The sequence below is a fragment of the Arthrobacter glycogeni genome (assembly GCF_054511155.1).
In genome coordinates this window covers 284,707-297,773 of sequence record NZ_JBTNDE010000001.1, presented here as the reverse complement: position 1 = coordinate 297,773, position 13,067 = coordinate 284,707, and the positions used below count along the sequence as shown (strand labels likewise).

Below are 13,067 nucleotides of genomic sequence, written 5' to 3'. Positions count from 1 at the left end.
CCGCTCCTTGAGGTCCGCGGGTGTGTCCAACCCCACGCCCTCGGAATAGGGTGCACCCTGCAATCGTTTTAGGATGAGAGTCTGGCAGTCCGACCATCCCTCGGCCAGCTGCCGCCGAAAGACCATCTGAGAAAGAGGCGACGTAGTGAGCCATCCGTCCCAGCGTGACGAAACCCACGACCCCTTCGGATTCGTTGGGCTGACGTACGACGACGTCCTGCTCCTGCCCGGCCTCACCGACGTGATTCCGTCGGAAGCCGACACCAGCTCGCGGGTTTCCAAGCGCATCACCGTCCAGACACCCTTATTGTCCTCCGCCATGGACACGGTCACCGAAGCCCGAATGGCCGTCGCGATGGCCAGGCAGGGCGGCCTCGGCGTCATCCACCGCAACCTCTCCATCCAGGATCAGGCCGAGCAGGTGGACCGGGTCAAGCGCAGCGAATCCGGCATGATCACCCACCCGGTCACCATCGGCCCCGACGCCACCCTGGCCGAACTCGACGAGCTATGCGGACACTACCGGGTCTCCGGTCTGCCAGTGATTGACGACGACGGCCGGCTGCTGGGGATCGTCACGAACCGGGACACCCGGTTCGTCTCCGAACACGAATGGCCACACCGGCTGGTCCGCGCCGTCATGACCCCCATGCCGCTCATCACCGGGCAGGTGGGGATCAGCGGCGAGGACGCGATCGGTCTACTGGCCAAAAACAAGATTGAGAAGCTTCCATTGGTGGACACCGACGGCGTCCTCCGCGGCCTCATAACGGTCAAGGATTTTACAAAAGCCGAGCAGTATCCCCTGTCCACCAAGGACGACGAAGGCCGCCTGCGGGTCGGAGCGGCGATTGGCTTCTTCGGCGACGGCTGGGAGCGCGCGATGGCCCTGGTCGACGCCGGCGTCGACGCACTCTTCGTCGACACGGCCAACGGCCACAGCGCCGGCGTCCTCGACATGGTGGCCCGGCTCAAAGCCGAACGATTACTCGCCCACGTCGACATCATTGGCGGCCAGGCAGCGACCCGTGAGGGCGCACAGGCGCTGATCGACGCCGGCGCCGACGGGATCAAGGTGGGCGTTGGACCAGGATCCATCTGTACCACCCGCGTCGTTGCAGGTGTCGGAGTGCCACAGGTCACCGCCATCTACGAGTCGGCCAAAGCCGCAATCCCTGCCGGCGTCCCGGTAATCGCCGACGGCGGCCTCCAGTACTCGGGTGACATCGGCAAAGCGCTGGTCGCTGGAGCCGACACCGTCATGCTGGGTTCTCTCCTCGCCGGCTCCGCGGAAGCCCCTGGCGAATTGATCTTCGTCAACGGCAAGCAATACAAAACCTATCGCGGCATGGGATCGCTGGGCGCCATGCAGACCCGGGGCAAGAACACCTCCTACTCCAAGGACCGCTACTTCCAGGCGGACGTCATCGGCGACGACAAGCTGATTCCCGAGGGCGTCGAGGGTCGGGTCGCCTACCGGGGTCCGCTGGCATCGGTGGCCTACCAGTTGGTCGGTGGGCTGCGGCAGACCATGTTCTACACCGGGGCCCGTACCATCGGTGAGTTGAAGGCCAAGGGCAAGTTTGTCCGGATCACTTCGGCCGGTCTGAAGGAATCCCACCCCCACGACATCCAAATGACCGTCGAGGCGCCTAACTACGGCAGCAAGTAAAACCCCCGCGGCCGGCTCCCGATGACCGGCCTGCCCGGCCCGGTCGCCGGGCCGGGCTCGGGGGACTTAGGCCGAGGCCTTGTCCTTCGGCTCCTGAGCCGATGACTTGAGGGCGTCCCGTCCGTCGACCGGTGGCTGGCTGTCCTCGCCCGCCCGGTAGTCGAGTTCAGCCTTGAGCTCCTCATAGCGGGATTCGGTTTCGGGATCAACCTCCTGGTCCTCGATGTACTCGAGATCCAGCTGGCGGTTGACCTTGCTGTTGAGAATCTCCACCTGGCTGTCCTCCAGGGGTGCCAAGTCTGCCGGAAATGACTGCTCCGGTGAAAGCCTGCTCTTATCGCCCATCGCCCGTACCTTTCGACAATTGTGTTCGAAACTCTCTCGCACAGGGCAGTCTACGTTGAAAGGCGAGCTGTAGTCAGCCAGCGGTCCGATGTCCGCTATTGCGTCCGGCGCCCAGCTCTTCAATCAAATTCCGTAGTTCAGCGCGCAGGGTTTCTGACAGAAGCCCGCCGCCGAGGATCAGCGATTGCTCGATCGTCTGCGCGCTGGCCAGAGCGTTCTTGCCAGCATCGGACACCGAGACCAGCTGGATTCGCTGATCCAGCTCTCCCCGCACCCGGTGGACATACCCAGTCGTCTGGAGCTTCTCAATAGTTTTGCCCATGGTCTGGTTCTGGACGCGGATCAGTTGGGCAAGCCGTGTCTGGTTGATCGGACCGTGATCTTCCAGCACGCGTAACGCGGTGTAGCCAGCGTGGGTGAGGCCGAGATCTACCAGGCCCGCGTTCCAGGCGTGGTCGACTAAGCGTGCCGCGGTGGTCAACAACCTTCCGGTGGGCCACTGCTCCAGATCCTGCATGTCGACACTTCCTTTGGTGGTGGAGATCGATGGACCGGGACCGTGCCAGCTCCTGTGTCCCGGACGCCATCAACCCTAGTCCCCTCGGGGCCAAAAAGGAAAGCACGCTTATCACCTTCAGGGCGCTTACCGGAACTAAGGGACTCTTTGCATGCCGCCCTGGGATAGCCTTGAGGAGTGACTAACGAGATAGAAATTGGCCGAGGCAAGCGCGGACGGCGGGCATATTCGCTCGACGATGTGGCGGTGGTCCCGTCCCGCCGCACCCGCGACCCGTATGACGTGTCGGTGCAGTGGCAGATTGACGCGTACCAGTTCGAGATGCCAGTCATCGCGGCGCCAATGGACTCCGCCATGTCGCCGGCGACCGCCATTGCCATGGGCCGCCTCGGCGGTCTCGGGGTCCTCAACCTTGAGGGACTGTGGACCAGGTATGAGGACCCGCAGCCTGTGCTGGACGAGATTGCGGGTCTCAGCACCGAAAACTTCAGTCCGGCTGCTACCCGCCGGATGCAGGAAATCTACAGCGCCCCCATTCAGGAGGGACTGATCACCAGCAGACTCGCCGAAATCCGGGAGGCGGGCGTCACTGTGGCAGGGTCGCTGACACCGCAGCGCACCCAGGAGTTCTACAAGACCGTGCTAGCCGCGGGAGTCGACATCTTCGTGATCCGCGGCACCACGGTCTCGGCCGAGCACGTCTCCAAAAACGATCAGCCGTTGAACCTCAAACAGTTCATCTACGAACTCGATGTCCCAGTCATTGTCGGCGGGGCCGCCGGGTACACCCCCGCGCTCCACCTGATGCGCACCGGTGCCGCCGGGGTGTTGGTCGGATTCGGCGGGGGAGCGACGACGACGACGCGCCGCGCCCTGGGCATTCATTCGCCCCTCGCCTCCGCCATCTCCGACGTGGCAGCAGCCCGACGTGACTACATGGACGAATCGGGCGGCCGCTACGTGCATGTGATTGCCGACGGCGGAATGGGCGCCAGCGGCGACATCGTCAAAGCCATCGCCATGGGAGCCGACGCCGTCATGCTCGGTTCCGCACTTGCCCGGGCCGAGGAGGCTCCCGGTAAGGGCTGGCACTGGGGGCAGGAAGCCCACCACGATGAGCTGCCCCGGGGAGACCGGGTGAATATTGGCACGGTGGGTCCGCTCAAGGAGGTGCTGTGGGGCCCCTCCCACCACACCAACGGCACCTCCAATGTGATCGGCGCCTTGCGCCGGGCCATGGCCACCACCGGTTACTCGGATCTGAAAGAGTTTCAGCGGGTGGAAGTAGTCCTTTCCCCCTACCTTTCCAACGGCTGATTGCTAAGGTGGGGGAACGTAGTATCGAACCCGACGAAGGATCGCCGCCATGTCATCAGGTGTACTGAGCCCCAAGAACCGTGAAGATGCGATTACAGCGTTAAAAGCCACCGCGGAGTCCGGCCAGGAACTGGATATCCTGATTGTCGGAGGCGGCGTCGTTGGTGCCGGGTCAGCGCTCGACGCCGTGACGCGCGGACTCGACGTGGGGATGGTTGAGGCCCGAGACTGGGCCTCCGGTACATCGTCGCGATCCTCGAAGCTAATCCACGGTGGCCTGCGGTACCTTGAGATGCTCGACTTTGCCCTGGTGCAGGAGGCGCTGAAGGAACGCGGCCTACTGATTCAGCGGATTGCCCCGCACCTCGTCCGACCGGTGCCGTTCCTTTATCCGCTGACCAGGCGTTTCTTCGAACGCCCCTACGTCGGCGCAGGGATCCTGTTGTACGACACGATGGGCTTGACCTCCGGCAACTCCCGGGGGGTGCCCATGCATAAGCACCTATCCCGTCGTGGCACCCTGAGGGCAGCTCCGAGCCTGAAGGACGACGCCATGGTGGGCTCGATCCGCTATTACGACGCTCAGGTCGACGACGCGCGGTACGTGGTCAACATGGTGCGCACCGCAGGGCACTACGGCGCCAAGGTGGCCAATCGGGTAACCGTCGTCGACTTCCTCAGGGAGGGCGAGCGCGTAGTCGGTGCCCGCGTGAAAGACCAGGAAACCGGCGAGCAGTTCGAAATCCGCGCCAAACAGGTCATCAACGCGACGGGCGTCTGGACTGACGAAACGCAGGCCATGGTCACCGACCGTGGCCAGATGAAGGTCAGGGCGTCAAAGGGTATCCACCTGGTGGTTCCACGGGACCGCTTCCAGTCCACCGTCGGCCTGATCCTGCGCACCGAAAAATCGGTCCTGTTCGTCATCCCCTGGGGGCGGCACTGGATCATCGGGACCACCGACACCGACTGGGATCTAGACAAAGCCCACCCGGCAGCGTCCTCCAAGGACATTGACTACATCCTTGAGCACGTCAACAAAGTGCTGCGACGCCCGCTCACCCGAGAGGACGTTGAAGGCGTCTACGCGGGGCTCCGGCCGCTGCTGGCAGGCGAGAGCGACTCCACCGCCAAGCTCTCCCGCGAGCATGTCGTGGCGCACCCCGTCCCCGGCCTGGTGGTAGTGGCTGGCGGCAAATGGACCACTTACCGGGTGATGGCCAAGGACGCGGTCGATGAGGCGACCAGGGCACTCGACGAGCGGGTCCCCGCGAGCTGCACCGAGACCGTTCCCCTGCTGGGAGCCGAGGGGTACAAGGCTGCCTGGAACAAGCGGGCCAGGATGGCAGAGCGCTCGGGCGTCCATGTGGCCAGGGTTGAGCACCTCCTGCAGCGCTACGGAAGCCACGCCGAAGACATCCTCGCCTTGATCCGTGAAGATCGCGCCCTCGGCGAGCCGCTGCCCGGGGCAGACGACTATCTGGGCGCCGAGGTAGTGTACGCGGTCACCCACGAGAGCGCACGGCATATTGACGACGTGCTCACCCGCCGCACGAGGATCTCCATCGAGTCCTGGGATCGTGGGGTGTCCGCCGCCCCAGCCGTCGCCGCCCTGATGGCACCCTTCCTCGAATGGAGTGATGAGCAGGTTGACCGCGAGGTCAAGCACTACCTGGCCCGCGTGGAAGCCGAGCGACTGAGCCAGGAGCAGCCCGACGACATCCTGGCCGACAACGCCCGGATGGGAGTCGAAGATATTGTGCCGCTAAGCTAGGACAGCGGTTCGGACGCCGCGCCGCCTGTCCAACGCAACCCGCGAGAGGTCTACCGTGACCGAGCGTTCTCTTGAATACAACGACGCCAAACTGACTATCCCTGGACTGGTGATCCTCGAAATGGTCGCCGCCAACAAGGAAGAGGCGGCAGCGCAGCTTGCCACGAGACTTTTCGAGAATGGACGGATTTCGCAGCTCGAAGGGTTCCTGACCCAGGTCAACTCCCGGGAACACCAGATGGCTACTGGCTTGCCGGGCGGGGTCGGGCTGCCGCACGCGCGCAGCGACTACGTCACCCAGACCAGCATCGCGGTGGGCGTCACCAAGTACGGTCACAGCCTCGACTTCGGCGCTGTCGACGGTCCGGCCACCCTCATCCTGCTCATCGCCACCCCATCGCAATCCTTTTCCGAACACCTCGAGGTGTTGGCCACCCTGGCACGCTCACTCTTCAAGGAAAACTTCAGGGAGTCGCTGCGGCGAGCCAACGACACTGAAGTGATAGCCGAACTGATCAACTCGACCCTCGTCTTCTTCGACCACTGAGGGCTCCGCCGCGGTTGTCGCCGGCGTTGTCGCGGAATCGGTGAGGGAACTAGACATCGGTGGGCGACCTTTCCCTCCCGCTCGTCTAGGCTGACCCCGCCGGTCCAGGTTGCTCACCCAGAGACCGGCACCAGACCCGCTCAGCAGCGAATTTTGTTCTCGATCCCGGCTCGGATCCACGTTCTGCCCTCTTCCGTGGACTATTCCGAGCGCCACGACTTCCACAGCGCCGCATAGGAGCCGTCCAGGGCCAGCAGTTCGTCGTGCGAGCCCAGCTCGGTGATCCTGCCGTTCTCGACGACCGCCACTCGGTCGGCGTCATGGGCAGTGTGCAACCGGTGCGCGATGGCGACGACGGTCCGGCCCGCCAGGACCGCGTTGAGCGACCGCTCCAGGTCACGGGCTGCCTGCGGATCGATGAGCGATGTCGCCTCATCCAGTACGAGGGTGTGCGGGTCGGCGAGGACCAGGCGCGCCAGGGCCAGTTCCTGCGCCTGGGCCGGCGTCAGCTCGTGAGCTCCCGATCCGACCTCGGTCTTGAGGCCAAGCGGCAGGGCGCGGGCCCAGCCAAGCGCGCCGACGTCGTCGAGTGCCTGCTCAAGCTCGGCCTCCGTCGCGTCATCCTTGCCCAGACGGATGTTGTCCGCCAACGAGCCGACAAAAACGTGGTGCTCCTGGGTGACGAGCGCCACCTCGCGGCGCAGTGCGTTGAGGGGGCGGTCTACCAGGGGTACATCTCCCACGGTGACTGCGCCGGCGGTCGGCGGGTGAATCCCGGCGATGAGCCGTCCCAGCGTCGACTTGCCCGCGCCCGACGGACCGACCATTGCCAGCCGCTCACCGCGGCGGAGCTCCAGATCAACACCATGCAACACGTCGTGTCCGGGCCGGTAGGCGTACCGTGCCTTGGAGACCAGGATGTCCTCGTTCAATGGTTCGTGATCGGTGGCGTGCCGATCCGGCTGCACCTCCTTGATCCCGACGATACGCGCCAGCGACGCGGCCCCTACCTGAATCTCGTCGGTCCACATGATCAACAGATCCACCGGGTCGATGAGGCGGACCGCGAACAGGGCGACGGTTGCCACGACACCGGGTGTGACCACGTCGAGCGATGCGAGCCAGCCGCCCCAGAGCAGCACCCCGGCGACGGGCAGCCAGAAGGCGAAGTCCGCGGCCGGGAAAAGAACTGTACGCAGCCACAAGGTGTACCGTTCGGCGCGGTAGCTACCGCTCAGGGCTCCGTCGATGCGGTCGCGGCGCAGTGCGCCAAGGCCCAGGGCGTCGACGGTCCGTGCGCCCTCGATGGTCTCAGTGATGGAACCGTTCACGACGGCATAGGTTTCCCGCTCCTTCTGATACCCGGCCGAGCTGCGCTTGAGGTACCACCGGGTCACTGGATACAGCACGGGCAGCCCGACCAGAAGTGCCAGCGCGGTTACCGGTGAGGTGATGACCGCCGCCCCGATGGTGAGCAGGATGGTGACGACGGACACCACTACCTGGGGGACACCGAAGCGTACCGTGTGGGAGACGGCGTCGACGTCGTTGGTGGTGCGGGACACCAGGTCACCCGTTCCCGCCTGCTCCACCGTCGACAGGGGCAGCGAGGTGACCTGTTCCATGAAGTCCTCGCGCAGTTCGGCGAAAACCGTTTCCCCGAACACCATGCCGGCCCGGACCGCCAGGCGCCGCAGGACTGCCTGAACGATCAAGAACGCGAGCATGATCATGGAAATGGCCGCGATGTAGTCGGAGGTGGTTCCGTCGACGACGGCGTCCACGACCCGCCCCAGCAGCACCGGGCCCACCAAGCCGGCGATCGCCGAACCGATGTACAGGGCGACGACGCGGGAGAGCCCGCCCCGGTGGTGCCTGATCAGGCGCGCGGCCTCGGTGCGGACCTGGGCGGGCTCGGCGACGGGAAGTTTCCCCGACGCATCGGTGTTGACAGCTGTTTCACTCACTTCGGATAACCACGTTTCGGTAGGCGGGGTGGCTGGACAGCAGGTCGTGGTGCGTTCCTTCGGCGGCGACGCGGCCATCCTCGAGGTACACCACATGGTCCATCACGCCGAGCATGAGGGGGCTGGCTGTGACCACCACTGTGGTCTGATCGGGCCCGCCGCGGATGCCCTTCAGTCGGGCAGCGATCCGTGACTCGGTGTGGGCGTCGACGGCGCTGGTCGGTTCGATCAGGACCAGCGTCTCAGCGCCGGTCAGGAGTGCCCGGGTGAGAACGAGGCGCTGGCGTTGTCCACCGGAGAAGCCCCTGCCGCGCTCGGTGACCTCATGGTCGAGGCCGTCGTCAACACCGTCAAGGATGTCTAGTGCGCTGGAGGCATCCAATGCTGCGAGGATGCTTGAGTCGTCATGCTGTGACTGCGGATCCAGCTGGGAGCGGAGGGAACCGGTGAATAACTGCGGGTTCGCCTCGCTGACCACGATCCGACGGCGGATGTCCTGCAGGGCGATGTTTTGCAGCGGTTCGGCTCCCCAGCGGACCTCGGCGAGCTCAAGCACCTGATCCTCGAAGCGGCCCAGCCTGGTGGCGAGATCGGCCGACGCCGCGGTGTCCACCGAAACGACCGCTGTCATCCGGCCGGGGCGGATCACGACGCCGGTGCGGGCGTCATGCAGGGGCGAACCGGGGGGAGGGGCAGGGAGGGCGGTCTCCTGGTCGGTTACGTCAGGCTCGACGACGAGGACGGCGATGATCTTCCGGGCGCCGACGTGGGCCCTGATGAAGCGGGCCACGCTGTCGGCCGCCGCTCGAATCGGCGTCATCAGGAAAATTGAGTAGCCGTAGAGCGCCACGAGCTGGCCGGGTTCGATCTCGCCGGACAGTGCCAGGTTCGCGCCCACCCAGGTGAACAGGACGCTGAAGGCGCCCGCGATGAACACCTGGGAGGCTTCAAGATCGGCAAGCGAGTAGGCAACCCGGATCCCGGAATCCCTGGTTTTGGCTGACCGTTCCCGGTAGCGGTTCACGAAGATGTGCTCGCCGCCGATACCCCGCAGTACCCGCAGCCCTGCCACGGTGTCGGCTCCGACAGCGGTCATCTTGCCTGACGCCTCACGTTGCTCGCGTTGGCGGGCCTGCAGGGGGCGGACCACAAAGAGGAGCAGTCCGCAGCAGGCGGGGACGCCGACGAGGACGATGATCCCGAGCGGCAGGGAGGTCTGCGCGATGAGCACGCACACCACCAGCCAGGCCACGATCGAGCCTGCGAGCCGTGCCGACACCGCGTAGATTTCGCCGAGCCGGGTGGCATCCGATGCGGCAGTGGAAACCACTTCGCCGGTGGAAAGCTTCCTCGGCAGTGCGTCGCCGGTGCGGGTGATTTTGTACCCGATCAGCCGGATCGAGAGGAAGGCGGCCTGCATCCACCCGCTGATGGCCGTGCGGTGCTCAAGGGTCCCGGCTACTGCCTGCAGGATGGTCAAACCGATCAGGACCCCCACCCAGAGGAGTAGGCGGTCGAAGTTTCCCGACACCACCCCCTCGTCGATGGCCCGGCCCAGGACATAGGGCATGACCGCCTGGGAGACCATCCAGACGGTGCCGAACAGCACCCCGGCAAGCAGGGTGGCTTTCTGCTTCGATGCCAGCCACAGCAGATAGCGGGAGGGGGATCTGAGGTCGGGAGATCCAGGGTCTGGATAGGGATAGGAGCGCACGATCAATCATCCTAGCCCCTTTTGGGCTAAGTGATAGACATTTCCCAATCACTGTGTTGTGATGAAGGGCGTTCCTGCTGATTCACCCGGGCATTCGGTTTTCTACAGGGTGACGAAGTACCGTTGAGAGGTGCTCAAAACCGCGCTGAAACTCCGTTGGATCCTCTCGTTGATCCTCGCCATGGTGATTGCGGCAGTCTTTGTGCTTTTGAGCCAATGGCAGTTCTCCAGTTCGACTGGCGACGCGCCGCCACCAACGAGTACCACCGAACAGGTGCGCCCGCTGATTGATGTCTTCAGCCCCGGCGTTCCGATGACCGCGCCGGTCGCCGACCAAAGGGTCACCATGGACGGCGAATTCCTTGCGGATACGGCCGTGCTGGTCCAGAACCGGCTACAGGGGGATCGGCGGGGGTTCTGGCTGGTCTCGGCATTCGCCGTCGACGGCGCGCCCGCCAACCCGGCGGCCGGTCGCGACGACCAGACAGTGATACCGGTGGTGCACGGCTGGGTCCAGGACGCCGCTGCAGCCAACGAGGTGCCCGACCTTGCGGGACCCGGAGTTGTGGTGGGGCGTTTGCTACCCGCCGAGGGCCCGATCGCTGAACGACCAGTGGCGGGTCAGGTCCCGATGCTTGCGACGGCGGAACTCACCAACCGCTGGGACCGGGCCATCTATGCCGGGTTCGTGGTGTCATCAGTCACGACCGTCGACGGAGCGGAACGTGTCCCACAGGCACCGCTGGAGGCTGTCACCGTAGGTCCGCAACCTCAGGACACCCCACTGAACTGGCTAAACATTTTCTACGCGGTCGAGTGGTTTGTGTTCGCCGGGTTTGCCTTCTTCCTGTGGTGGCGCCTGGTAGCCGACGATCACCGTCGCACCCTGGAAGCGGCAGAGGATGCGGCCGCTCTCGAGCACCAACCAACCGAGAATGAGGTACGACAGTGAGCACCCCCGACGTCAACCGGCCAGCAGGCGGCGGCCCCGGTACCGCCAAGACACCCAAGCGGCGGTTCGGCGGCACCCACGCCCAGATCCTCTCGGCGGTGACGTTCTACAAGGTGCTGGCGTATGCCACCGGCGTCATGCTGCTGCTGGTGGTCGTGGAAATGATTGCAGCTTACGGAATGCAGTCCCACATCATGGTCGGGGGCCCCGAAGGGCTGCTCTCGCTGACCGACAAGGAATTCTCGGATACCGCCGCGGGATTCAACTTTTCCACCACCGTCCTGATTGTGCACGGCTGGATGTACGTGGTGTACCTGATTGCCGACTTCCGGCTGTGGCAGATGATGCGCTGGCCGTTCAAACAGTTCCTGCTGATGGCACTCGGTGGGGTGGTTCCGCTGCTGTCCTTCATCGTTGAACGCCGGATCCATCATCGGGTTGACAGTGAACTCGCCGCCCATCCCGAAGCCGCCTCCCGGTACTAGGAGTCGTGGGGTCGTCGCGATGTGCGGTCGGGGGTCGACGGCGACTATTGTTGACGGGTGACTATTCCCGCACCCGGACCCGGAATTTCAGGCGCTGCCGACTCCACCATTGACTCCGCCGACGAGAGCTCCGAGACCAGCCACCGGCCGGTGCTGGTGGTGGACTACGGCGCCCAGTACGCCCAGTTGATTGCCCGCCGTGTCCGTGACGCCGACGTGTACTCGGAAGTGGTTCCTCACACGCTGGACACCGCAGCGCTCCTGGCGAAGGATCCGGTGGCGATCATCCTGTCCGGCGGCCCATCAAGCGTCTACGCCGATGGGGCTCCACGGGTCGATCCCGGGTTGTTCGCGGCTGGCGTGCCAGTGTTGGGGATCTGTTACGGCTTCCAGGCGATGGCCTCCGCCCTGGGCGGCACGGTCGCAAAAACCGGGCTCCGTGAGTACGGTTCGACCGACGTTGCAGCGACCGGGGCCAGCGGGTCATTGCTCGACGGCATCCCTGAGCATCAAAACGCCTGGATGAGCCACGGGGACAGTGTGCAGTCAGCCCCCGAAGGATTCGAGGTGCTGGCGAGCACCGCGGGAGCCCCGGTGGCTGCGTTCGCCGACGAGGACCGGCGCCTCTACGGAGTGCAATGGCACCCCGAGGTAAGGCATTCGACGCATGGCCAGCAGGTGCTGGAGAACTTCCTCTTCAAGGGCGCGGGTCTCGACGCTAACTGGACGACCGGCAACATCGTCGAGGAACAGGTGGAACGCATCAGGGAGCAGGTAGGCGACGCCCGTGTAATCTGCGGGCTCTCCGGGGGTGTGGATTCCGCCGTCGCGGCCGCGCTGGTACAGCGTGCGGTGGGAGACCAGTTGACCTGTGTTTTCGTAGACCACGGCCTCCTGCGCGACGGTGAAGCAGAGCAGGTGGAGCGCGACTTCGTCGCAGCTACCGGCGTGAACCTCTACGTAGCCAACGAACAGAGGCGTTTCCTCGACGCGCTCGCCGGGGTCAGCGACCCGGAAACCAAGCGCAAGATTATCGGCCGCGAGTTCATTCGCGCGTTCGAAGAAGCCGAACGGGCGATCATCGCCCAGGCGCAGGCTCACGGCGAAAAGATCAGGTTCCTGGTGCAGGGAACGCTCTACCCCGACGTCGTCGAATCCGGCGGAGGCGAGGGAGCCGCGAACATCAAAAGCCACCACAACGTCGGTGGGCTCCCCGAGGACCTGCAGTTTGAACTGGTGGAACCCCTCCGTGCGCTGTTCAAGGACGAGGTCCGAGCGGTCGGAGCGCAGCTGGGGCTTCCCGCTGAAATTGTTGGCCGGCAGCCGTTCCCTGGCCCTGGCCTGGGAATCAGGATCGTTGGCGACGTCACCCAGGAGCGGCTGGACCTGCTGCGGCGGGCCGACGCCATCGCGCGGGCCGAGCTGACCGCCGCGGGTCTGGATGACGACGTCTGGCAGATGCCGGTCGTCCTGTTGGCTGATGTCCGCAGCGTCGGGGTGCAGGGCGACGGTCGTACCTACGGCCACCCGATAGTGTTGCGCCCCGTCTCAAGCGAGGACGCAATGACCGCCGACTGGTCGCGTCTGCCGTACGACCTGCTGGCCCGGATTTCCAACCGGATCACGAATGAGGTTGAGGGAGTGAACCGGGTGGTCCTGGACATCACCAGCAAACCGCCCGGAACCATCGAGTGGGAGTAGTTGGGCCGTGGTCGCGGTCGGGATGGGTATTTACCCGTTCCCGGTGTTGCGGCCCCGTCCGGACGCCCCTTGTCGG

Annotated in this window: 11 protein-coding genes; 7 read left to right on the top strand and 4 right to left on the bottom strand. The window is 64.9% G+C overall.

Going from position 1 to position 13,067, the window contains the following annotated elements; translation table 11 throughout:
- Positions 1-145: 145 nt before the first annotated feature.
- Complete coding sequence (guaB, locus tag ACX80O_RS01400) at positions 146-1,672, top strand: IMP dehydrogenase (protein ID WP_459332251.1); 1,527 nt, start codon at positions 146-148, stop codon at positions 1,670-1,672.
- Positions 1,673-1,738: 66 nt separating this feature from the next.
- Here the strand turns inward: guaB and ACX80O_RS01395 are convergent, their stop codons facing one another.
- Both ACX80O_RS01395 and ACX80O_RS01390 read right to left on the bottom strand, forming a co-directional pair.
- Complete coding sequence (locus tag ACX80O_RS01395) at positions 1,739-2,017, bottom strand: hypothetical protein (protein WP_459305394.1); 279 nt, start codon at positions 2,015-2,017, stop codon at positions 1,739-1,741.
- Between the two features lie 73 nt (positions 2,018-2,090).
- A complete protein-coding gene (locus ACX80O_RS01390) occupies positions 2,091-2,534 on the bottom strand; it encodes a MarR family winged helix-turn-helix transcriptional regulator (RefSeq protein WP_459305395.1) in 444 nt (147 codons plus the stop codon).
- A 177-nt stretch (positions 2,535-2,711) separates the two neighbouring features.
- Between ACX80O_RS01390 and ACX80O_RS01385 the strand changes: the two genes are divergently transcribed.
- The 3 genes from ACX80O_RS01385 to ACX80O_RS01375 are packed head-to-tail and all read left to right on the top strand — an operon-like array spanning position 2,712 to position 6,172.
- On the top strand, positions 2,712-3,851 hold the full coding sequence (locus ACX80O_RS01385) for a GuaB3 family IMP dehydrogenase-related protein (RefSeq protein ID WP_459305396.1): 1,140 nt from the start codon (positions 2,712-2,714) through the stop codon (positions 3,849-3,851).
- A 49-nt stretch (positions 3,852-3,900) separates the two neighbouring features.
- On the top strand, positions 3,901-5,625 hold the full coding sequence (locus ACX80O_RS01380) for a glycerol-3-phosphate dehydrogenase/oxidase (RefSeq protein ID WP_459305397.1): 1,725 nt from the start codon (positions 3,901-3,903) through the stop codon (positions 5,623-5,625).
- A gap of 55 nt (positions 5,626-5,680) precedes the next feature.
- Positions 5,681-6,172, top strand: a complete 492-nt coding sequence (locus ACX80O_RS01375; RefSeq protein WP_459305398.1) for a PTS sugar transporter subunit IIA — start codon at positions 5,681-5,683, stop codon at positions 6,170-6,172.
- Positions 6,173-6,372: 200 nt separating this feature from the next.
- Here ACX80O_RS01375 and ACX80O_RS01370 read toward each other — a convergent pair whose 3' ends face one another.
- Both ACX80O_RS01370 and ACX80O_RS01365 read right to left on the bottom strand, forming a co-directional pair.
- Positions 6,373-8,217, bottom strand: a complete 1,845-nt coding sequence (locus ACX80O_RS01370; protein WP_459332250.1) for an ABC transporter ATP-binding protein — start codon at positions 8,215-8,217, stop codon at positions 6,373-6,375.
- Entirely contained in the window at positions 8,132-9,853 is a 1,722-nt protein-coding gene (locus ACX80O_RS01365; RefSeq protein ID WP_459332249.1) for an ABC transporter ATP-binding protein, read from the bottom strand. Before ACX80O_RS01365 ends, ACX80O_RS01370 begins: the two co-directional genes overlap by 86 nt.
- Before the next feature lie 130 nt (positions 9,854-9,983).
- On the opposite strand from ACX80O_RS01365, the gene ACX80O_RS01360 reads away from it, so the two are divergent.
- The 3 genes from ACX80O_RS01360 (at position 9,984) to guaA (ending at position 12,991) form a co-directional block, all read left to right on the top strand.
- Positions 9,984-10,805 carry an SURF1 family protein gene (locus tag ACX80O_RS01360; RefSeq protein ID WP_459305401.1) on the top strand — a complete coding sequence of 274 codons (822 nt, stop codon included), beginning with the start codon at positions 9,984-9,986 and terminating at the stop codon, positions 10,803-10,805.
- Positions 10,802-11,290 (top strand): DUF3817 domain-containing protein, encoded by a 489-nt coding sequence (locus ACX80O_RS01355; protein WP_459305402.1) that lies wholly within the window; start codon positions 10,802-10,804, stop codon positions 11,288-11,290. Before ACX80O_RS01360 ends, ACX80O_RS01355 begins: the two co-directional genes overlap by 4 nt.
- A 150-nt stretch (positions 11,291-11,440) precedes the next feature.
- A complete protein-coding gene (gene guaA / locus ACX80O_RS01350; protein WP_459305709.1) occupies positions 11,441-12,991 on the top strand; it encodes a glutamine-hydrolyzing GMP synthase in 1,551 nt (516 codons plus the stop codon).
- Positions 12,992-13,067 lie beyond the last annotated feature (76 nt).

Excerpts from the sequence above, each read along its gene's own strand:
- ACX80O_RS01370 (WP_459332250.1), bottom strand. The coding sequence starts at position 8,217 with ATGGCCGCGTCGCCGCCGAAGGAACGCACCACGACCTGCTGTCCAGCC.
- ACX80O_RS01380 (WP_459305397.1), top strand. The coding sequence starts at position 3,901 with ATGTCATCAGGTGTACTGAGCCCCAAGAACCGTGAAGATGCGATTACA.
- ACX80O_RS01395 (WP_459305394.1), bottom strand. The coding sequence starts at position 2,017 with ATGGGCGATAAGAGCAGGCTTTCACCGGAGCAGTCATTTCCGGCAGAC.
- ACX80O_RS01390 (WP_459305395.1), bottom strand. The coding sequence starts at position 2,534 with ATGCAGGATCTGGAGCAGTGGCCCACCGGAAGGTTGTTGACCACCGCG.